At 31.4% G+C, this 20209-nt stretch carries 16 protein-coding genes, 2 tRNA genes and 1 rRNA gene; 10 read left to right on the top strand and 9 right to left on the bottom strand.

The window, feature by feature from the left end; translation table 11 throughout:
- Positions 1-52 precede the first annotated feature (52 nt).
- Both dnaA and DB313_RS06405 read right to left on the bottom strand, forming a co-directional pair.
- Positions 53-1507: a chromosomal replication initiator protein DnaA gene (gene dnaA / locus DB313_RS02265; protein WP_120104229.1), complete on the bottom strand. Its 1455-nt coding sequence runs from the start codon at positions 1505-1507 to the stop codon at positions 53-55.
- Entirely contained in the window at positions 1477-1641 is a 165-nt protein-coding gene (locus DB313_RS06405) for a hypothetical protein (protein WP_161555012.1), read from the bottom strand. Before DB313_RS06405 ends, dnaA begins: the two co-directional genes overlap by 31 nt.
- 102 nt (positions 1642-1743) lie before the next feature.
- Between DB313_RS06405 and gyrB the strand changes: the two genes are divergently transcribed.
- Positions 1744-3648 carry a DNA topoisomerase (ATP-hydrolyzing) subunit B gene (gyrB, locus tag DB313_RS02260; protein WP_120104228.1) on the top strand — a complete coding sequence of 635 codons (1905 nt, stop codon included), beginning with the start codon at positions 1744-1746 and terminating at the stop codon, positions 3646-3648.
- Between the two features lie 11 nt (positions 3649-3659).
- Positions 3660-6092: a DNA topoisomerase (ATP-hydrolyzing) subunit A gene (gene gyrA, locus DB313_RS02255; RefSeq protein ID WP_120104227.1), complete on the top strand. Its 2433-nt coding sequence runs from the start codon at positions 3660-3662 to the stop codon at positions 6090-6092.
- Between the two features lie 206 nt (positions 6093-6298).
- Here the strand turns inward: gyrA and DB313_RS02250 are convergent, their stop codons facing one another.
- From DB313_RS02250 to DB313_RS02240, 3 genes are all read right to left on the bottom strand, one after another.
- Complete coding sequence (locus DB313_RS02250) at positions 6299-6997, bottom strand: hypothetical protein (protein ID WP_120104226.1); 699 nt, start codon at positions 6995-6997, stop codon at positions 6299-6301.
- 2 nt (positions 6998-6999) lie between these two features.
- Complete coding sequence (locus tag DB313_RS02245) at positions 7000-7758, bottom strand: ParA family protein (protein ID WP_120104225.1); 759 nt, start codon at positions 7756-7758, stop codon at positions 7000-7002.
- Positions 7759-7877: 119 nt separating this feature from the next.
- Positions 7878-8456, bottom strand: a complete 579-nt coding sequence (locus DB313_RS02240) for a YigZ family protein (RefSeq protein ID WP_120104224.1) — start codon at positions 8454-8456, stop codon at positions 7878-7880.
- Between the two features lie 111 nt (positions 8457-8567).
- Between DB313_RS02240 and DB313_RS02235 the strand changes: the two genes are divergently transcribed.
- Entirely contained in the window at positions 8568-8957 is a 390-nt protein-coding gene (locus DB313_RS02235; protein ID WP_120104223.1) for a DUF1893 domain-containing protein, read from the top strand.
- A 7-nt stretch (positions 8958-8964) separates the two neighbouring features.
- Here DB313_RS02235 and DB313_RS02230 read toward each other — a convergent pair whose 3' ends face one another.
- A complete protein-coding gene (locus tag DB313_RS02230) occupies positions 8965-9285 on the bottom strand; it encodes a hypothetical protein (protein WP_120104222.1) in 321 nt (106 codons plus the stop codon).
- A 273-nt stretch (positions 9286-9558) separates the two neighbouring features.
- Between DB313_RS02230 and rsmI the strand changes: the two genes are divergently transcribed.
- The 6 genes from rsmI to DB313_RS02200 all read left to right on the top strand — a co-directional run bounded on the left by rsmI (position 9559) and on the right by DB313_RS02200 (position 16703).
- Positions 9559-10233, top strand: coding sequence for a 16S rRNA (cytidine(1402)-2'-O)-methyltransferase (gene rsmI / locus DB313_RS02225; protein WP_120104221.1), 675 nt, complete (start codon positions 9559-9561; stop codon positions 10231-10233).
- A 34-nt stretch (positions 10234-10267) separates the two neighbouring features.
- A complete protein-coding gene (gene radA, locus DB313_RS02220) occupies positions 10268-11668 on the top strand; it encodes a DNA repair protein RadA (protein ID WP_120104220.1) in 1401 nt (466 codons plus the stop codon).
- A gap of 145 nt (positions 11669-11813) precedes the next feature.
- Positions 11814-13350 (top strand): 16S ribosomal RNA (locus DB313_RS02215).
- A 75-nt stretch (positions 13351-13425) separates the two neighbouring features.
- Positions 13426-13499 (top strand) — tRNA-Ala (locus tag DB313_RS02210).
- 331 nt (positions 13500-13830) lie between these two features.
- Positions 13831-15372 (top strand): alpha-glucoside-specific PTS transporter subunit IIBC, encoded by a 1542-nt coding sequence (locus DB313_RS02205; protein WP_120104219.1) that lies wholly within the window; start codon positions 13831-13833, stop codon positions 15370-15372.
- Positions 15369-16703: a 6-phospho-alpha-glucosidase gene (locus DB313_RS02200; protein ID WP_120104218.1), complete on the top strand. Its 1335-nt coding sequence runs from the start codon at positions 15369-15371 to the stop codon at positions 16701-16703. Before DB313_RS02205 ends, DB313_RS02200 begins: the two co-directional genes overlap by 4 nt.
- A 46-nt stretch (positions 16704-16749) precedes the next feature.
- Here DB313_RS02200 and DB313_RS02195 read toward each other — a convergent pair.
- A tRNA-Ile gene (locus DB313_RS02195) sits at positions 16750-16823 on the bottom strand.
- 152 nt (positions 16824-16975) lie between these two features.
- Between DB313_RS02195 and DB313_RS02190 the strand changes: the two genes are divergently transcribed.
- Entirely contained in the window at positions 16976-17536 is a 561-nt protein-coding gene (locus tag DB313_RS02190) for a DNA-3-methyladenine glycosylase (protein WP_120104660.1), read from the top strand.
- Positions 17537-17542: 6 nt separating this feature from the next.
- Here the strand turns inward: DB313_RS02190 and purB are convergent, their stop codons facing one another.
- Both purB and DB313_RS02180 read right to left on the bottom strand, forming a co-directional pair.
- Positions 17543-18937 (bottom strand): adenylosuccinate lyase, encoded by a 1395-nt coding sequence (purB, locus tag DB313_RS02185; protein ID WP_120104659.1) that lies wholly within the window; start codon positions 18935-18937, stop codon positions 17543-17545.
- Positions 18922-20205 (bottom strand): adenylosuccinate synthase, encoded by a 1284-nt coding sequence (locus DB313_RS02180; RefSeq protein ID WP_120104217.1) that lies wholly within the window; start codon positions 20203-20205, stop codon positions 18922-18924. Before DB313_RS02180 ends, purB begins: the two co-directional genes overlap by 16 nt.
- Positions 20206-20209: the final 4 nt, after the last annotated feature.

The raw sequence follows: 20209 nt of genomic DNA, 5'->3' as shown, positions 1-20209 counted from the left end.
TCTAATTGTTTGTTTAATTTGTTCAAAAGTATTTTAATTTTTATAGATTGTATTAGCTTTTGTTGATTTTGTTCATAAGTTCTATGATTAAATTGTTAATTTCTAGGTCATTGTTTCTTTCTTTATCAATCTTATTTATTGAATAAAGCACTGTTGAGTGGGTTTTTCCTCCAATAATTTTCCCTATTTCAATTGTCGAAAGCTCTGTAAAATTCCTCAGAAGATATGCATAAATGTGTCTTGCTTTTGTAATTTCTGGTTTTTTGCTTTTTCCTTCAATATCTTTATTTGTGAGTTTTAATTCTCTTAATATAACTTTTTTTATGTTTTCAGTGTTTATTTTTTTATGTACATTTGTATCATTTCCTTCGCAAGCTATTATCTCTTGTATTATTTTGTCTACTATATTAGTGTCAATTTCTATATTTTCAAGGTCTATATGGGCTTTTAATTTTGTTACAGCTGCTTCCAAATCTCTTATATTTGTTGTGACTTTTCTTGCGACTAAATTTAGAATATCTTTTGGAACTTTAATGCCGCCCTCTTTTGCTTTTTTTTCTATAATAGCTACTCTTAGTTCAAAATTGGGTTTTGATATATCTACATTTAATCCTCTTGTAAATCTACTTTTTAATCTATCTGTAAAGTTTGTGAGTTCTGAGGGTTGTCTGTCGCATGTAAATACCATTTGCTTGTTTTCTTCGTAAAGAGCATTAAATGTGTGGAAAAGTTCTTCCTGTATTCCTTCTTTTTTTTGTAAGTCATGAATATCGTCTATTAAAAGCATGTCTAAATATCGATACTTCTTTTTAAACTTTTTTGTTTCGTTTGTTTTTATGCTTTCTACGAATTCGTTTAAAAAATTCTCAGCAGTTACATACAGTATTTTAAGTTCTTTATATAATTCTTCTGTTTTGTTTCCTATACTTTGAAGTAGATGTGTTTTTCCAAGGCCAACTCCACCATAAATTAAGCATGGATTGTATTTTTTCCCAGGATTTTTTGCAATTGATAAGCTTGCATTATATGCAAGCTTATTATTTGGTCCTATGATGAAATTTTCAAATATATATTTCTTTTTGAGAAATGGATTTCTGTATTTTGTATGAATTCCTTCTTGTATGATATATTTGTTTGTATTTTCTGTTATGTTTTTGATGTAGCTTTTAGAGATTTCTCTTTTTGTATGTAAATCTTGTTGTGTTGAAATCTCTTTTAGTGCAAGATTTTTAGATTCTATATTGTTAGTATTAGATTTATTTTTTTGATTTGTAAATTCGATGTTAATCTTTTTGTAGCCTTTCTCAACTAGTATTTCTTTTATTCTTTTAGAGAATCTTTTTTCTACTTGGTTTTTATGGAAAGAATTTGGAGTAGATATTTGTATATTTTCGTTGGTTGCATTTATAAAATATAAGTTTTCAAACCATATATAAAATTCTTCTTCAGATGTTTCTTTTTTTATTTCTGCTAAAATTAAACTCCATATATTTTTTCCTTCTTGCATTCCTTGTCCTCATTGATTTTGGTGATTATAAACACATCCTTGTTGATTTTGGTGATGTATATATAGTATATAGTATAATGGCTAACTAAAACATTATCTGAATGATTTGTAGGTTTTGAAATTTTATTAATCATAGGACAATCCAAATATGTTTTATGTTTTTTAATAGATATTATCTTGTTTTTAATGTAAAATTTGTTTATATCATAAGTTATGATTAATTGTATGGAAGGTTTATGAGTTATGTTGCTAGTAATATTCAAGTTTTAAAGGGACTTGAAGCTGTTAGAAAAAGACCTGGTATGTATATTGGATCTGTTTCAATTAATGGACTACATCACTTGGTCTATGAGGTAGTTGATAATAGTATTGACGAGGCTTTGGCTGGATTTTGTGATAAAATAGAGATTGTTATCAATTCAGATAATTCCATAACAGTAAGCGATAATGGACGAGGAATTCCTACAGATATTCATGAGGAAGAGGGAATTAGTGCGCTTGAACTTGTTTTAACTAAGTTACACTCTGGGGGAAAATTTAATAAAGGTACTTATAAGGTTTCTGGGGGACTTCATGGTGTTGGAATTTCGGTTGTTAATGCTTTGTCGTCTTTTTTAGAGGTTTTTGTACGCAGAGACGGGAAAGTTTTTAGACAAACTTTTTCAAGAGGTATTCCGACATCTGAGGTTGAGGTTGTTGGAGAAAGTTGTTCTAGGGGCACTAAGGTTACTTTTTTAGCGGATTATGAAATTTTTGAGACTTTAAACTATAGTTTTGAAACTCTTTCAAAGAGGCTTAAGGAACTTGCATTTTTAAATGATAAAATAAGAATTTCAATTGAAGATAGAAGATTAGGAGAAGAAAAATTTAAAGAATTTTATTTTGAAGGTGGAATAAAAGCTTTTGTAGATTATTTAACAAACAATAGCAGGAATATTCAAAGTGAACCTTATTTTATTGAAGGATCTTTTGATGAGGTTATTGTTGATGTTGGACTTAAGTGGACAGAGGGGTATTCTGAGAATATTTTATCTTTTGTCAACAATATTAATACTAGAGAGGGGGGAACTCATGTTGCTGGGTTTAGGAGTGGTCTTTTTAAGGCAATGAATGAGGCTTTTAAAATGACAAAAATAAGCAAAAAAGATGTTCCAATCCTTACATTAGATGATTTTAAAGAGGGGTTAACGGCAGTAATTTCTATTAAGGTACCTGAACCTCAATTTGAAGGACAGACTAAAGGAAAGTTGGGCAATTCTTATGTGAAAAAGATTGTTGAAACTGTTGTACATGATGGGCTTTTGAGTATTATTAATGATAATCCTTTAGAAATAGAAGTTATTTTTGATAAAGCAATAAGAGCCGCTCGTGCTCGTGAAGCAGCAAGAAAAGCAAGAGAATCTGAGAGAAAGAAAAGTACATTTGAAAGTTTGGCATTGCCTGGGAAATTAGCAGATTGTTCTTCTAAAAATCCTGTTGAGAGAGAAATTTATATTGTAGAAGGAGATTCTGCTGGGGGAAGTGCAAAAATGGGAAGAGACAGGTTTTTTCAAGCTATTTTGCCATTATGGGGGAAAATGCTTAATGTTGAGAAAACAAGAGAAGATAAGGTTATTACAAATGATAAACTTATTCCGATAATTGCGTCTCTTGGAGCTGGCGTTGGGAAGACTTTTTGCATTGAAAGACTTCGTTATCATAAGGTTATTATTATGGCTGATGCTGATGTTGATGGGTCTCATATTAGGACTCTACTGCTTACTTTTTTCTTTCGTTACATGAGAACTTTAGTTGAAAATAAACATGTTTATATAGCTATGCCACCTCTTTATAAGATTAAGTCTGAAAACAGGGTACATTATTTTTATGATGACTTGGAAAAAGAATCTTTTTTAGGGTCTATTGAGAGTGATAAGAGAGATAAGATTAATCTTCAAAGATATAAGGGACTTGGAGAAATGAATCCTACTCAACTTTGGGAAACTACTATGAATCCTGCAACTAGAAAGATGAAATTAATAGGGATCGATGACGCTATGCAGGCTGATAGAATTTTTGTTACTCTTATGGGAGATGATGTTGAACCTAGAAGAGAATTTATTGAGCAAAATGCACTTGATGTAGTAAATCTGGATGTGTAATTGGAGTAGGGATGCCAACTGAAGAGAATGTTGAACAAATATTAAATATTAAAATAGAGGATGAAGTTAGGACTTCTTATTTAAATTATGCAATGTCTGTAATTGTTTCAAGAGCTCTTCCTGATGTGAGGGATGGTCTTAAACCTGTGCACAGAAGAATCCTTTATTCGATGCATGAAATGGGACTTAGGTCAGATAAGCCATTTAAAAAGGCAGGAAGGATAGTTGGTGATGTTCTTGGAAAATATCATCCTCATGGGGATCAATCGATTTATGAGGCACTTGTAAGACTTGCGCAGGTTTTTTCTCTAAGATATCCTGTAATAAGTGGACAGGGAAATTTTGGTTCTGTTGATGGTGATCCTCCTGCTGCTATGCGATATACTGAAGCACGGATGGCAAAAATAGCGGAAGAGCTTGTTAGGGATATAGATAAGCAAACTGTTGATTTTAAGCCTAACTATGATGATTCTTTAGATGAGCCTGAAGTTTTGCCGGCTGCTTTTCCATTTTTATTGGTAAACGGGTCTAGTGGTATTGCTGTTGGAATGGCAACAAATATGGCTCCACATAATTTAGGTGAAATTTGTGCTGCTTTAGTTTATATGCTAGATCACGATAATATATCCATTTATGATTTAATTGAAATAGTTAAAGGCCCAGATTTTCCAACTTCTGCTGAAATTATTTATAGTGATAGCTTAGTTAAAGCTTATACAACAGGTAAGGGAAGCGTTGTTATTCGAGCTAAATATCATATTGAGAAAAAAACAGAGGACCTTTCTTTTATTATAGTGACAGAGATACCTTATGCTGTTAATAAATCTTCTTTGCTTATGAAAATTGCATTTTTGGTAAAAGAAGAAAAGTTGGAGGGTATTTCTGATATACGAGATGAATCAGATCGTGATGGGATTAGAATTGTTCTTGAAATTAAGAAAGGATTTGACCCTTGCGTTGTTATGAATTTGCTTTATGAATATACTGAACTTAAGAAAAATTTTAGTATAAATAATTTGGCTCTTGTTAATGGAATTCCAAAACAATTAAATTTAGAAGAACTTTTGTCTGAATTTATTAAGCATAGAAAGGAAATTGTTAGAAGACGGGTAGAGTTTGATTTAAGGAAGGCAAAAGAAAAGGCTCATATCCTTGAAGGATTAAATGTAGCCTTGAAAAATATTGATAAGATAATAGAAATAATAAAGTTTTCTAGAGTTGTAAAGGAGGCTAGGGAGCGTATTATTAATGAGTTTAATTTATCGGAGATTCAATCTAATGCTATTCTTGACATGAAGTTACAAAAGCTAACATCTCTTGAAATAGAAAAAATTGAGGAAGAGTTTAAACTTATCTTAGCTTTAATAAATGATTATGAAGATATTCTTTTAAATCCGACAAGAATTGTTGATATTATAAGAGAAGAAGTTCTTAATTTAAGTTTAAAATTTGGCGATGAGCGCCGAACAAAAATAATATATGATGAGGAGGTTTTAAAAACAAGTATGGCAGATTTAATGCAGAAAGAAAATGTTATTGTTATTCTTACAAAGAAAGGTTTTATTAAGAGAATCTTACAGGATGAATATAAACTTCAAGGTATAGGTGGTAAAGGTCTTAGCTCTTTTGATTTGCAAGATGAAGACCAAGTTAATATTTCTTTGTGTGTAAGTACTCATGACTTTTTATTTATGATTTCAAACGAAGGAAAACTTTATGTGATTAATGCGTATGAAATTAAGGATACTTCTAGGTCTTCAAAGGGACAAGATATACGTGAGCTTGTTAATTTGGGAGAAACAGAAGAAATATTAACTATTAAAAATTGCAATGAGTTAACAGAGAATAATTATTTATTAATAACAACCGCTAGCGGAAAAGTAGCTCGTATTGAAATGGAAGGGCTTAAAACAGTTAAGACAAGAGGAGTTATTGTTATTAGGCTTGTTGATAAAGATTTTGTTACAAGTGCTGAAGTTGTTTCTAAGGATGAAAAAATTATTTGTATTTCTAAGAAAGGGAATTCTTTTATATTTAATTCAAGTGATATTAGGCTTACGCATAGAGGAACCCAGGGTGTATCTGGTATGAAGGTTAAAGAGGGCGATACTTGTATTAAGGCTTTAGTTCATAGAAAAGGCTCTTATCTTTTAATTGTTTCTGAAAATGGATATGGAAAGAGATTAGATGTATCTAAATTGACTGAGCTTAAGAGAGGAGCTACCGGTTATACTAGCTATAAGAAATCAGATGAGAAAGCAGGTGAAGTTGTTGATGCTATTACAGTTACGCAGGAAGATGAAATATTCCTTATAAGTAAGAGTGCAAAGATTTTAAGAACATCAGCAGATAAAGTATCTGAACAAGGTAAGGATGCTAGAGGAATTCAAGTGTTGTCTCTTGATGAGGATAAGTTAGTATCTGTTTCAAAATTTATTAAATGATAAATTAATATTAACTGTATTTAAAGAATGTTCTGGTGAACATTCTTTTTTTTGCTTAACTGAGTTTTGTATATAATAATTTTATAAAGTTTTGTGGTGATTTTAAGAAAATTTTAGTGTAGATACAACTTAAAAAATAATAAAGCAAAAAAAACAAAAGGGTGTTATTTCTTATAGTTCTACGGGGAAATATTTTTTTAAAAAAACTAGATAATAAATTTTTTCATGTAATTTATACTTTGTTGTATTTCTTTTAGAATTAAACATAATTTTTCTTTATGTTTAATCTTATCTAATTTAATATTTTTAATATCTTCTAATTCTTGCAGTAGCAATTCTATTATTTTTGCAATTTCTTCAGATTTGACTAGGGGTTTGTTAATTTCGATTTTACTATTTTTTTTGTAATTTATATCTTTTTTATAGAGTGATTTAAATTCTTTTAAAGATTTTATTTTTCCATTGAGGACTTCTGTTTTTAAATTAATAGGACAGGATTTTTTTGCAATTTCATATGAGAGAGATAGGGGTAAGTTTTTTATTACGAATTGCTTATCGGAATATTCGACAAGCAATTCGTATCTTGATATTAATGAGTAAACCTTGTCCTTTTTAAATCCCATACTAGTAAACCATTTATAAAAAAGCCCGTCATATTGATTGCTTCCACGTAGTTTTTCTTGTGCTTCTTTTAATATTCTTCCGATTTCTGAGTATGTGTTGTTAAATATGTTAAAAATCTCATATTGCTTCATCTTTAAAAATTCGGCTGTTTCTTTGTCTAATTTATCATACTCAAAATTTTTACTTTCAATAATAATTAATTCTTGCTTTGCTAAAACACTTTCATTTTTTTCTAGCTTTTGACCCATTAGAGCCATTAATGTGTCTAGATTATCTGACATTTTTATCCTTCAATTTTGCAAATTATTTCTTTTGTAAGATCTAAAAAGTCTCGAGCTGCATTGCTTTCTTTATTGTACATATGTACTGGTATTTTTTCTTCTTGTGATTTAGAGATACTTATATTTTTTCTTATTTTGGTGTTTAAAAAACTTTTTTTAAATATCCTTTTAAGATAATCAATGTATTTTTCTTTACTTTTATTTCTAATATCATATTTATTTATAAAGACACCAGTAATCTTTAACTCTTTATTGATTTGCTTTACAGCATTTATTGTATCTAATAGTTGATTAATTCCTTCAAAAGCAAAAAATTCTGTTTCTATTGGTATTAAAACATATTTACTTGCAACAAGAGCATTTATTGTGAGTATTGAGAGAGTAGGAGGACAATCAATAAGTATGAAATCATAGTTATCTTTTCTATATTTCAGGAGAGAATTTTTTAAAAAGCTTTCCCTTGCAATTTCATTTGTTAATTCCTTTTCAAGTAATGCTAATTTAAGACTTGAGGGAATTATATTTAAATTAAAACTTTGAGTAGGTTCAATTTTTTGTTTTTTATAAATAAGTTCATAACTTGAATTTGATTTTTTACTTTCTTTTTTTAAAACATTTGTTCCACTACTAGTGTTTCCTTGCGGATCAATATCTATTAGAAGAGTTTTTTTATTAAGAAGTGTCATTGAGTAAGCAATGTTTATGGCACTAGTTGTTTTGCCAACTCCGCCTTTTTGATTAATAATAGATATTATTTTCATAAAAATTTTCTCTTGTTGTACATATTAATAATATTCTATTGTAGAACATAAATAGTAAAAATGAAAAATAATATATAAGATTGTATTAGAGTAATGAGATGAACTTTACATAAAGGTAATTAAATTAAGGAATTTTCTTGTAAAAATAGCAAAATATCTACCTTGTTTTTTATGTTAAATGTTATTGTGGTATTTATTTTTTCTAAAAAACTTGCATCTGTAATTTTAATTCCTACCTTGTTTTTTATTCTTATAAGTAAATTATATTGATTATAGTCTAAATTTAAACCTAATGTTTCCATTTCTTCTTTTTCTATTAAGTTTGATTTATTGATTACTTCTACTGCTGACTTAGAATATGCTTTTATTAATCCTCCTTTTCCAAGTAGAGTTCCTCCAAAGTAGCGTATTGTAATTATTAGAGTGTCTGTTAGATTGTTATTTAATATGGCATCTAGTGTGGGTTTTCCTGCTGTTAAGTGTGGTTCTTTGTCATCACTCATTCCATTTATAAATGAAATTGAATTGCCTATTCTAAACCCATGTACAACATGTGATGCATTTTTAAATTTTAATTTATATTCTCTTAGTATTTTATTTATTTCTTCTTTTTTCTCTACATGAAAAATGTAAGATAAGAAAATGGATTTCTTTATTTCAATTTTTGATTGGATACTTTCTTTAGGAATTAGCATCATGTAATTTAATAATATATCATTTTTTTTATGTTGAAGTATTTTTAATTTATGTATATCATTAATAGTGATTATTTTTAGTAAGTACTGAAAACAAGTGTTTGAGGGGTGGAAATGATATCAGGATTGAATCCTACATTAAGGTTGTTTAAGGATCATAGGATACTTTATTCTAATATGGAAAGAGGTTTAAAACCCCTTTTAGAGGTTGATAATTTTATTAATAAGTATATTCAAAATAAAGAAGGTTTAGAGATTTATGATAAGGTTGTGGGCAAGGCTGCTGCTATTATAATATACAATATTGGACTTCAAAATGTTCAAGCCGGCGTTATTTCACAACCAGCAAAGGACTTTTTGGAAAGTAGAGGAATAAAGGTAACTTTTAAAAAGCTAGTAGAGCGAATAAATGATAAAGCTGAAAATTTGATTGAGAGCTTAGAAAACCCAGAAGAAGTATATAAATATATGATAAAGAGTGGCATTATTATGAATAATTCTTAATTTAAATTTATTTATTGGTTGATTTAGAATATACAAAAAGGATTAGACCTATATTATATATTAATATTATTAAGCTGCCCCAGCTTAAATAAAAGTTATTTTTTTCATAATCAAAAATCCATATGCCGGCATAAACTCCCAAAAAACCTCCAATTGAAGAGGTAAATAGAAGTAGGTTCGGGTCGATTTTATGTTTAATAATTTGGCTTTTGCCATTTTGAACACTTTCTTTTTCTGAAAATTTACTGTCAAAAAAAACCATAACAAGTCCAGCAAGGGTAATGCATAAAAAATAGACTATAAATATTTTTCTAATGAGCTTAAACATAAAATTTACCGCCTTTTAACTTTCAGTTGCCAATATTACCCAATAACATAAGTATAAATATAACATAAAATAAATATTTTCTCATGTGAGTATATAATATTTGAATATTGGATAAATATTAAGTATTTTAAGATAATGGTTTTATGCATAATGTTTCTTTAACTTTAAAGTATAATTTACAAAAATTAATATATTAAATATCGTTTTTATGTAATATTAAGCTTAATATAATTGGGTTAGCTATGTTTTCAATTTTAATGTAAAGGAGATTTTGTGTTATATGTTGTTGGAACACCCATAGGTAATTTAGGAGATATTACATATCGTGCGATTGATATTTTAAAATTGGTGGATGTTATATTTGCTGAGGACACAAGAATTACTAAAAGACTTTTATCTCGTTATGGAATTGTTAAAAAATTGATTTCTTGTAATGCAGTAACAGAAAATAAGAGAATAGAATTATTATTAGAGTATTTATCTAGTGAAAAAAGTGTAGCTTTTCTTAGCGATGCGGGTACACCTTGTTTGAGTGATCCTGGTGGATTACTTGTTGATGCAGCACTTAAAAATGGATATAAAGTTTGTCCTATTCCAGGTGTGAGTTCTTTTAATACTATTATTAGCGTAAATCCTTTTAAAGATAAGGTGATAGTGTTTGAAGGATTTTTGGCAAATAAAGGTATTAAGAGGATTAAAAGGATTGAAGAACTTTATAGTAGAGGTGATGCATTTGTGATCCTTGAATCCAGTCATAGAATTTTGAAATTATTATCTGAAATTTCTTTAGTAAATTTAGATGCCAATGTTCTTGTTGGACGTGAGATGACGAAAGTATATGAGGAATATAGGGTGGGTAAACCTTTGGAATTGAAGAAATATTTTGAAGAGAATAAAAAAGAAAAAGGAGAGTTCACAGTTTTGGTAAGTAGGAAGATTAAGGGTTGAATTATTTTAATCCTTCTGTTTAATAATTGATATTATGGCAAAAAATAAAGAAAGGGAAATTTATAAGTGTTTAAATTGTGGATATAAGTCTTTAAAATGGCTAGGTAAATGCCCTGAGTGTTTTAGTTGGGAAAGTTTAGAATCTTATACTGAAGTAAAGGCTGGCTACGTAAAAAATTTAAGTAGTGTGAAAAATGAAATTTATTCTTTGAAAGATTTTAAGCAAGTTGATAATGTTAGGCAACTAACAGGTATTGAAGAGTTTGATAGAGTTCTTGGCTCTGGAATTGTGCTTGGTAGTGTAATTCTAATAGCAGGAGATCCTGGGATTGGAAAATCAACTTTTTTGCTTCAAATTTCTAATATTGTCTCGCTTGCTGGTAAAAATGTACTTTATCTTGCGGGTGAAGAATCAATCCCACAGATTAAATTAAGGTCAAATAGACTTAAACTTTCTACTGATATTTTGATAACTAATGAGGTCAATGTTGATTCTTTAATTGATATGGTTGAAAGTATTAAGCTTGATTTTATTGTTGTTGATTCTATTCAGACTTTACACTCAAAGGAGGTTCAAGGTGGGCTTGGAGGAGTATCTCAATTAAAGCATTGTGTTTATAAGCTTGTAGAATGGGCAAAAAGGAAGGATATAACTTTATTTTTGGTGGGGCATATTACAAAGGATGGTATTTTGGCAGGACCAAAAATAATAGAGCATATGGTAGATGCTGTTTTTTATTTTGAAGAGGCAGAGAAATCTTTGCGTATGCTTAGGGCAACTAAAAATAGATTTGGTTCTGTTAATGAAATAGGCATTTTTGAAATGACAAATTTAGGTCTCTCTGAAATAAAAGACCCTTCTTCTATTTTTTTGGAAAAAAAGGAAAAGGTATCTTCAGGAATTGCTATTGGAATTATTAATAAAGGGAGTAGAGTTTTGTTTGTTGAGATACAGGCTCTAATCACAAAGACGGGTATGAATATTCCTAGGATTTTTTCAGAAAAGATAGATTCTAAAAAAATATCAAGAATCTTAGCAGTCCTTAGTAAGTATTTGAATCTTAATTTTAATAACGATGATGTATATGTTAATGTGTCTGGCGGTCTTAGAATTGATGATATAGAAATTGAGCTTGCTATTTTAGTTGCATTGTTTTCAGCTAAGACAGATATTATTGTAAGTCAGGAGTTGATTTTTACAGGTGAAATTTCACTTTCAGGAGAAATTAAAATATCTTCTAATGTTGAGAGCAAGGTACTAGCTTCTCGTAAGGCAGGATTTAAAAGTGTTTTGGGAGCAAATCTAAGAGGAAGTTGTTATGATGGATATGAGGGTATAAGTAGAGTATTGGATATTGTTAAAAGATTGATAAGAGATAGTAAAAGAGAAAGAGGTGAAAACAATATATTTAAAAATGTTGGTATAAAAAAATAAATTTAAAGTATTGACAAAGATTAATGTATGTTATAAAGTAATAAGAGTTGAAAATAAGAATTGGAAAAGAAGAGAAGGGAAGAGTTAAGTAAGGTTTTAAGAACCAAATATGATAACCTGTTAATTTTAAAATAAGAAAATAAAAATAACGAAGAGTTTGATCCTGGCTTAGAACTAACGCTGGCAGTGCGTCTTAAGCATGCAAGTCAAACGGGATGTAGCAATACATTCAGTGGCGAACGGGTGAGTAACGCGTGGATAATCTACCTATGAGATGGGGATAACTATTAGAAATAGTAGCTAATACCGAATAAGGTCAATTGAGATGTTAATTGATGAAAGGAAGCCTTTAAAGCTTCGCTTGTAGATGAGTCTGCGTCTTATTAGCTAGTTGGTAGGGTAAAGGCCTACCAAGGCTATGATAAGTAACCGGCCTGAGAGGGTGAACGGTCACACTGGAACTGAGATACGGTCCAGACTCCTACGGGAGGCAGCAGCTAAGAATCTTCCGCAATGGGCGAAAGCCTGACGGAGCGACACTGCGTGAATGATGAAGGTCGAAAGATTGTAAAGTTCTTTTATAAATGAGGAATAAGCTTTGTAGGAAATGACAGAGTGATGACGTTAATTTAGGAATAAGCCCCGGCTAATTACGTGCCAGCAGCCGCGGTAATACGTAAGGGGCGAGCGTTGTTCGGGATTATTGGGCGTAAAGGGTGAGTAGGCGGATATGCAAGTCTATGCGTAAAATACCACAGCTCAACTGTGGAGCTATGCTGGAAACTGCATGTCTAGAGTCTGATAGGGGAAGTTAGAATTCCTGGTGTAAGGGTGGAATCTGTTGATATCAGGAAGAATACCAGAGGCGAAGGCGAACTTCTGGGTCAAGACTGACGCTGAGTCACGAAAGCGTAGGGAGCAAACAGGATTAGATACCCTGGTAGTCTACGCTGTAAACGATGCACACTTGGTGTTAACTGAAAGGTTGGTACCGAAGCTAACGTGTTAAGTGTGCCGCCTGGGGAGTATGCTCGCAAGAGTGAAACTCAAAGGAATTGACGGGGGCCCGCACAAGCGGTGGAGCATGTGGTTTAATTCGATGATACGCGAGGAACCTTACCAGGGCTTGACATATATAGGATATGGTTAGAGATAACTATTCCCCGTTTGGGGTCTATATACAGGTGCTGCATGGTTGTCGTCAGCTCGTGCTGTGAGGTGTTGGGTTAAGTCCCGCAACGAGCGCAACCCTTATTGTCTGTTACCAGCATGTAAAGATGGGGACTCAGACGAGACTGCCGGTGATAAGCCGGAGGAAGGTGAGGATGACGTCAAATCATCATGGCCCTTATGTCCTGGGCTACACACGTGCTACAATGGCCTGTACAAAGCGATGCGAAGCAGTGATGTGAAGCAAAACGCATAAAGCAGGTCTCAGTCCAGATTGAAGTCTGCAACTCGACTTCATGAAGTTGGAATCGCTAGTAATCGTATATCAGAATGATACGGTGAATACGTTCTCGGGCCTTGTACACACCGCCCGTCACACCACCCGAGTTGAGGATACCCGAAGCTATTATTCTAACCCGCAAGGGAGGAAGGTATCTAAGGTATGTTTAGTGAGGGGGGTGAAGTCGTAACAAGGTAGCCGTACTGGAAAGTGCGGCTGGATCACCTCCTTTCTAAGAGAAAGAATTTAATTAAATTGAATAAGTATTGATTTAACTCTTCCCTTGTCTTTTTTGAGACTTTTTTTTGGGGGTTTAGCTCAGTTGGCTAGAGCATCGGCTTTGCAAGCCGAGGGTCAAGGGTTCGAGTCCCTTAACCTCCATTTTTTATATTGAGGTGGAGGTTAAATCTTTTTTAGATAGTGCACAAATTTACATTAATGCTATCTGTTTAAGAGTAATTGAAATAATAAATAGGTTTAAATGCAAATAAGGATAGAATTTCATTTAAAATTCTATCCTTATTTGCATTTAAACCTATTTATTATTTCAATTACAAAATTTAAACTTATTTATTATTGACAAAAATGAAGAATACTTTTATTCTAATATAAGTTATTTAATAAAGTTAAATAACTTATATTAGAATAAAAGTATTAACTTTATTATAAATTTTTATGACTATTGTTTTTATACAATAATAGGAGTTTTTTTATGGTACAAACAATGCAAAAGTTCGGAAGTGCAATGGTTATTCCTGCTTTGTTTTTTGCTTTATTTGGTTTGGTCGTAGGGGTATCATCTGTATTTTTGGTAGGTGCAAGTCCTGGAGTTTGGAGAGATTTTTGGTGGATGATGGGGGAAGGTGGTTGGACAATTTTTAGACAAATGCCTTTGCTTTTCGCGGCTTCTTTGCCAATAAGCTTAGTAAAAAAAGCTTCTGCTAGAGCTTGTATTGAATCTTTCCTTGCATTTTTACTTTTTAATTATTTTATTGCAGCTATTTTAAGTCTTTATGGTCAAACTTTTGGTGTTGATTATTCTATGGAACCAGGAGGAACCAGTGGACTTACTATGTTAGCTAATATTAAAACGCTTGATACTAGCATATTTGGGGCAATTATAGTTTCCTGTATTATTATTTATTTGCATAATAGGTATTTTGATGTCAAATTTTCTCCTTATTTGCAAATTTTTTCAGGTAGTAATTACATAGTGGCTCTAAGCTTTTTGACCATGTTACCTTTAGCGGTGATTTTTTGTATTGTTTGGCCAAAGATACAAATGGGAATTGCTGGTTTACAGGGAGTGATGGCGTATTCAGGGGCCTTTGGAGTATGGCTTTATACATTCTTAGAGAGAGTTTTAATTCCCTTTGGATTTCATCACTTCATTTATCAACCATTTATATTTGGACCAGCTGTTGTTGATGATGGAATTTTAAAGTATTGGGCTGAGCATATTCAAGAATTTTCTCAAAGTACTACTCCTCTTAAGGATTTGTTTCCAGGAGGTGGATTTGCCCTTCATGGAAATTCTAAGGTGTTTGGTGTTCTTGGTCTGTCTTTAGCTATGTATTATACCGCCAAAGAAGATAAGAGAAAGGCTTTAAAGGGTTTATTAATTCCAGCAGCTTTAACTTCAATGATTAATGGAATAACAGAACCTATTGAATTTACATTCCTATTTGCTGCTCCTGTACTTTTTGTCCTACATTCTGTTCTTGCAGGTTGCATGTCTGCCATTATGTATTCGTTTGGGCTTGTAGGAAACATGGGTACTGGGATAATTGATTTTGCGTTGTTGAATTGGATTCCTATGTGGAAGAACCACCCCGAGCCTTATATAGCGCAGATTATTATTGGTAGCATTTTTACAGCTATTTATTTCTTTTCATTTAAATATTTAATATTGAAATTTAATTTTAAGACTCCTGGTAGATGGGAAGATGATACTCCTGTTAAATTACATACTAAGAAGGATTACATTGGAGATCAACGTAGACATCAAGCCTTAAGCATAATTCATATGTTGGGAGGAAAAGCTAATATCACAGACCTTAGTAATTGTGCTACAAGACTTAGAGTTACTGTTAAAGATGTAAATAAGGTACATCCCGATGAGAGTTTTAAAAAACAAGGTGTTAAGGGAATATTTAAAACGAACAATTATTTTCAAATTGTTATTGGACTTGATGTTCCAGTAATAAGAGAAGAGATAGAATCTATTCTTGAGAGTAAAGAGGAGGAAATATGAATAAAAAATTTAATATTGTGATTGCTGGTGGGGGGAGTACCTTTACTCCAGGCATAGTTTTAATGTTACTTGATCATCTTGATGAGTTTCCCATTGAGCATATTAAGCTTTATGATATTGATAGCGAGCGTCAAGATATTGTTGGTAAAGCTTGCAAGATATTAATTGGAGAGAGATATCCTGATGTAAAGTTTTCTTATACTACAGACCCAAAGGAAGCTTTTAGTAATGTTGATTTTGTAATGGCTCATATTCGAGTTGGTAAATATGAAATGAGAGAACTTGATGAGACCATACCTCTTAAACATGGAGTTGTGGGACAAGAAACGTGCGGACCTGGTGGAATTGCTTATGGTATGCGTTCAATTGGAGGTGTTATTGAACTTGTTGACTATATGGAAAAATATTCACCCAATGCTTGGATGTTAAATTATTCTAATCCTGCTGCTATTGTTGCTGAGGCTACAAGATGTCTCCGTCCTAAATCTAAGATATTAAATATTTGTGATATGCCAGTTGGAATAGAAAATAGGTTTATTGATATTTTAAGATTAAAATCTAGAAAAGAATTGATTGTAAGATACTATGGTCTTAATCATTTTGGATGGTGGACTGAGGTTAGACATGTAAACGGTGATGATTTGATGCCAAAATTAATAGAACATGTAAAAGAACATGGGTATCTTTCAGGAAGAGAGGCTGAGACAGGCCAGCATATTGATGTAAGTTGGACTTCAACATTTGGTAAAGCAAAAGATGTTGCTGCTCTTGATCCAAGTACTCTGCCGAATACTTATTTGAAATATTATTTGTATAGTGACTATGAGCTTGCACATACTGATCCTACTAAAACAAGAGTTAAAGAAGTCAAGGAAGGAAGAGAAGCTAAGGTATTTGGGGAATGTAGGAAAATAGCTGAGAAAAATACTGCTGTTGGTACTACTATTGAGATTGATGAGCATGCATCTTATATTGTTGACCTTGCTAGAGCAATAGCTTTTAATACAGGTGAAAGGATGCTTTTGATTGTTGAAAATAATGGAGCTGTTGAAAACTTTGACCCTACTGCTATGGTGGAAGTTCCTTGTATTGTTGGTTCTAATGGACCTGAGCGTATATGTATGGGCAGAATTCCGCAGTTTCAGAAGGGACTTATGGAACAACAAGTTTCTGTTGAAAAACTTACAGTTGAAGCTTGGATAGAAAAATCATATTTAAAGTTGTGGCAAGCTTTGACTATGTCTAAAATGGTGCCAAGTGCAAGTGTTGCTAAGGCAATTCTTGATGACCTTATTGAGGCTAATAAGGGCTATTGGCCAGAATTGAAATAAAAAAAAGGCAAGCGAAAAAGCTTGCTTTTTTTTAGGATTAATAAAGTGGGACCAGGATGAGTTGAACATCCGACCTCAGGTTTATCAGACCTGCGCTCTAACCACCTGAGCTATGATCCCTAAGATGTACTTACCTTTTAAGATTTTATTGAACTTTATTTTGTTTGTCAATATGAGTTTTGTTTTTCTATGTATGTAGTTATGAGTTGTTTTGTAGTGTTTATCTTAATTTTAATAATTTTCAAATTTAGTTTTGATTTAAAATTATGTCAATGGATAGAGAGTTTTTTACGCATGATGCTATTATTGTAGCTAAGTCTTTACTTGGTCACTTTTTGATAAGAAAAATAGATGGAGAAGAAATTGTTACAAAGATTGTTGAAACAGAGGCATATATGGGAACAATAGACAGAGCTTGTCATGCATATGGTGGGAGAAAAACTAATCGTACAAGTGCTATGTATAATGTCGGAGGATATGCTTATATTTATATAATTTATGGTATGTACTACATGTTAAATGTTGTAGCATCTAATGAGAACAATCCTCATGCTGTTTTAATAAGAGCTGTTGAGCCCATTTATCCTTTACTTAAAGGGAATTCCATGGTTACTAATGGGCCTGGTAAACTTACTAAGTACTTAAATATAGATTTAAGATTTAATAAAGTAGATCTTATTAGTAATACTGAGCTTTTTTTAAAAAATGGATTGTCTTTTGATTTTGAAGTAGTGAACTCAAAGAGAATAAATATTGATTATGCAGGTGAAGAGTATGCTACTAAACTTTGGAGATTTTATATAAAGGGAAATAAATTTGTGTCTAAATATTAATATTATTTATGTTTCTTTAAGAATAGGAATTACTATTTCTTGAATAAAATCTTCGACCTGAGAAGAGGCAAATCCTATGTTTTCATTTGGATTTAAAATTTCACTTATATCCTTAGGTGTTAACCTAAAGCTTTCATCATTAAGAATTAGCTTAATTAAATCGTTCTCATGTTTTCCTAAATAAATATTTTCCCTTACTTGCATAGAATAAGTTCTCATCTTTTCATGCAATATTTGCCTGTCACCGCCATTTTTGGTTGCTTTCATTAATATATCTTCTGTTAGGATAAATGGCATTTCTATCTTTACATGTTGTTCAATGATTTTTTCATTTACTCTAATATTACTAAATATTTTATTGAGTAATATTAAAATGGCGTCAGCTGCTAGGAATGCTTGAGGAATATTTAATCTCTTACAAGCCGAATCGTCTAAAGTACGCTCAAGCCATTGGGTTGCGGCTATAAATCCGCCACTTGTTTGTAGACTCATTATAAACTTGGCAAGAGAGGCTACTCTTTCGCTGTGAATAGGGTTTCTTTTATAAGGCATTGCTGATGAACCTATTTGTTTCTCTTCAAAATGCTCTTCAATTTCTTTAAGGTGTTGCATGAATCTAATATCATTAGTGATTTTATGTGCACTTTGGGATAGATTACTTAGAAAATTTAGTACCGATGAATCAAGTTTACGATCGTAAGTTTGACTAGTGATTTTGTAAACTTTACTAAAACCCATTTTTTTAGCCACACTTATATCAAGATTTTTTACTCTTTCAAAATTAGATGATAGTAATTCTTTAAAACTACTTTGATTACCAACAGTACCCTTTACTCCTCTGAAACACAGGTTTGATAAAATGAAATTAAGTTCTTTAAAATCAAAAATTAAACTTTGAAGCCACAAACTACTTCTTTTTCCAAGTGTTGTTAATTGAGCCTCTTGTAGATGGGTATATGCAAGTATTGCTAAATTTTTATGCTTTATTGAAAAATTATTTAAAGTTTTAATGATGATTTTTAATTTATTTTTAATAAGTAATAATGCTTCTTTTATTTGAATTAAATCTGTATTGTCCATTAAGAATGCACTTGTAACACCAAGATGTAAAATTTTTCGAGCGTCATCTCCAACTAAATCAGCATATGCGTAAAGATGTGCCATGACTTCATGTTTAAATTTTTCTTCATATTTTTCTACGACTTCAAAATCAATATTTTCAATATGTTTATATAGTTTATCTAGTTGTTCTTGTTTAATATCCACTCCTAGTTCTCTTTGGGTTAAGGCTAGGTTATACCAAAGTTTTCTCCATGTTGTGTACTTAAATTTTGGTGAAAAAATGTAAAGCATTTCTTTGCTTGAATATCTTGATTCTAATGGGTTTATATATTTATCCATTCTTTATTCCTAAAAATGGTTTTTTCTCGTGCTTCTCCAAGGGAAATAATTGAAATTTGAACTCCAACTTCTCTTTCAATGAATTCGATGTATTCTCTAGCTTCAGTTGGTAAGTCTTCATACCTACTTATGTTGCTAATATCTTGTTTAAATCCTTTGAAAGTTTTGTATATAGGTTTAGCTTTTTCTAATATTTCACAAGAAGTGGGTATATATTCATATATTTTTCCTTGATATTCATAGGCCACACAAATCTTGAGTTCTTCCATGTCATTTAAAATGTCTAGTTTGGTTAAAGCTAAATGGTTTAATTCATTAAGACCTACTGATTTTTTGATAGTTAAAATATCAAGCCAACCAATTCGTCTAGGTCTTCCTGTAGTTGCCCCATATTCTTTTCCCTTTTCTCTAATCTTATCACCAATAGAGTCTTTGATTTCACTTGCAAAAGGACCTGCCCCAACTCTTGAAGAGAATGCCTTTATTATCCCAATTTTTTGTTTTATTTTTGAGGAAGGAATGCCACACCCCACTGCTGCTGTGATTAATGTGCTACTTGATGTTACGAATGGGAATGTTCCATGTTCAATATCAAGCATCGTACCCTGAGCTCCTTCTATTAATATGGTTTTTTCTGAAATAATGGCATCTTTTAATATTTCTTCTGTGTTTGTGATTACAGGTTTAAGTATTTCTGTATATTCTTTGTATTTATTTAAGATATCAACATAATTGAAGGGTTTTTCATTGTATATCTTTTCTATAATTTTATTTTTTTCATCTAAATTTATTTTTAATTTTTTTGCAAAAATTTCCATATTAAGTAGGTCAACAGCTCTTATGCCTGTTCTATTTATTTTGTCGGCATAACAAGGCCCAATTCCTTTCTTGGTAGTTCCAATTTTATCATTTCCCTTTTTTTGTTCGCTAAGCTCGTCAATTTTTATGTGGTAAGGCATTATTATGTGTGCTTTATCGCTGATTAGTATATTTATTTCAATATTGTTTTGTTTGAGTATCTCAAGTTCTTCAAGTAAAACTTGCAGATCAATTACGACTCCAGGTCCAATTATACAATTTGATCCTTGTAGAACTCCAGAAGGTAACAGGTGAAAAATAAATTTTTTATTATTAGCAACAATTGTATGTCCAGCATTATTTCCTCCGTTAAATCTTACAACATAATCTGCCTTTGCTGAGAGAAAATCTATAATTTTCCCCTTGCCTTCGTCTCCCCATTGGGTACCAATAACCGCATAAATTGACATCTCT

The organism is Borrelia turcica IST7 (assembly GCF_003606285.1).
GTDB lineage: Bacteria > Spirochaetota > Spirochaetia > Borreliales > Borreliaceae > Borrelia > Borrelia turcica.
The sequence above is the reverse complement of the archived record's forward strand: the minus strand, read 5'-3'. Positions and strand labels throughout refer to the sequence as shown.

What these genes read in the sequence shown, in the direction of transcription:
- gyrA (WP_120104227.1), top strand. Translation starts at nt 3,660, where the DNA reads ATGCCAACTGAAGAGAATGTTGAACAAATATTAAATATTAAAATAGAG.
- DB313_RS02200 (WP_120104218.1), top strand. Translation starts at nt 15,369, where the DNA reads ATGAATAAAAAATTTAATATTGTGATTGCTGGTGGGGGGAGTACCTTT.
- DB313_RS02240 (WP_120104224.1), bottom strand. Translation starts at nt 8,456, where the DNA reads ATGATGCTAATTCCTAAAGAAAGTATCCAATCAAAAATTGAAATAAAG.
- DB313_RS02235 (WP_120104223.1), top strand. Translation starts at nt 8,568, where the DNA reads ATGATATCAGGATTGAATCCTACATTAAGGTTGTTTAAGGATCATAGG.
- purB (WP_120104659.1), bottom strand. Translation starts at nt 18,937, where the DNA reads ATGGATAAATATATAAACCCATTAGAATCAAGATATTCAAGCAAAGAA.
- DB313_RS06405 (WP_161555012.1), bottom strand. Translation starts at nt 1,641, where the DNA reads ATGATTAATAAAATTTCAAAACCTACAAATCATTCAGATAATGTTTTA.
- DB313_RS02190 (WP_120104660.1), top strand. Translation starts at nt 16,976, where the DNA reads ATGGATAGAGAGTTTTTTACGCATGATGCTATTATTGTAGCTAAGTCT.
- DB313_RS02245 (WP_120104225.1), bottom strand. Translation starts at nt 7,758, where the DNA reads ATGAAAATAATATCTATTATTAATCAAAAAGGCGGAGTTGGCAAAACA.
- dnaA (WP_120104229.1), bottom strand. Translation starts at nt 1,507, where the DNA reads ATGCAAGAAGGAAAAAATATATGGAGTTTAATTTTAGCAGAAATAAAA.
- gyrB (WP_120104228.1), top strand. Translation starts at nt 1,744, where the DNA reads ATGAGTTATGTTGCTAGTAATATTCAAGTTTTAAAGGGACTTGAAGCT.
- DB313_RS02205 (WP_120104219.1), top strand. Translation starts at nt 13,831, where the DNA reads ATGGTACAAACAATGCAAAAGTTCGGAAGTGCAATGGTTATTCCTGCT.
- DB313_RS02250 (WP_120104226.1), bottom strand. Translation starts at nt 6,997, where the DNA reads ATGTCAGATAATCTAGACACATTAATGGCTCTAATGGGTCAAAAGCTA.
- radA (WP_120104220.1), top strand. Translation starts at nt 10,268, where the DNA reads ATGGCAAAAAATAAAGAAAGGGAAATTTATAAGTGTTTAAATTGTGGA.
- DB313_RS02230 (WP_120104222.1), bottom strand. Translation starts at nt 9,285, where the DNA reads ATGTTTAAGCTCATTAGAAAAATATTTATAGTCTATTTTTTATGCATT.
- DB313_RS02180 (WP_120104217.1), bottom strand. Translation starts at nt 20,205, where the DNA reads ATGTCAATTTATGCGGTTATTGGTACCCAATGGGGAGACGAAGGCAAG.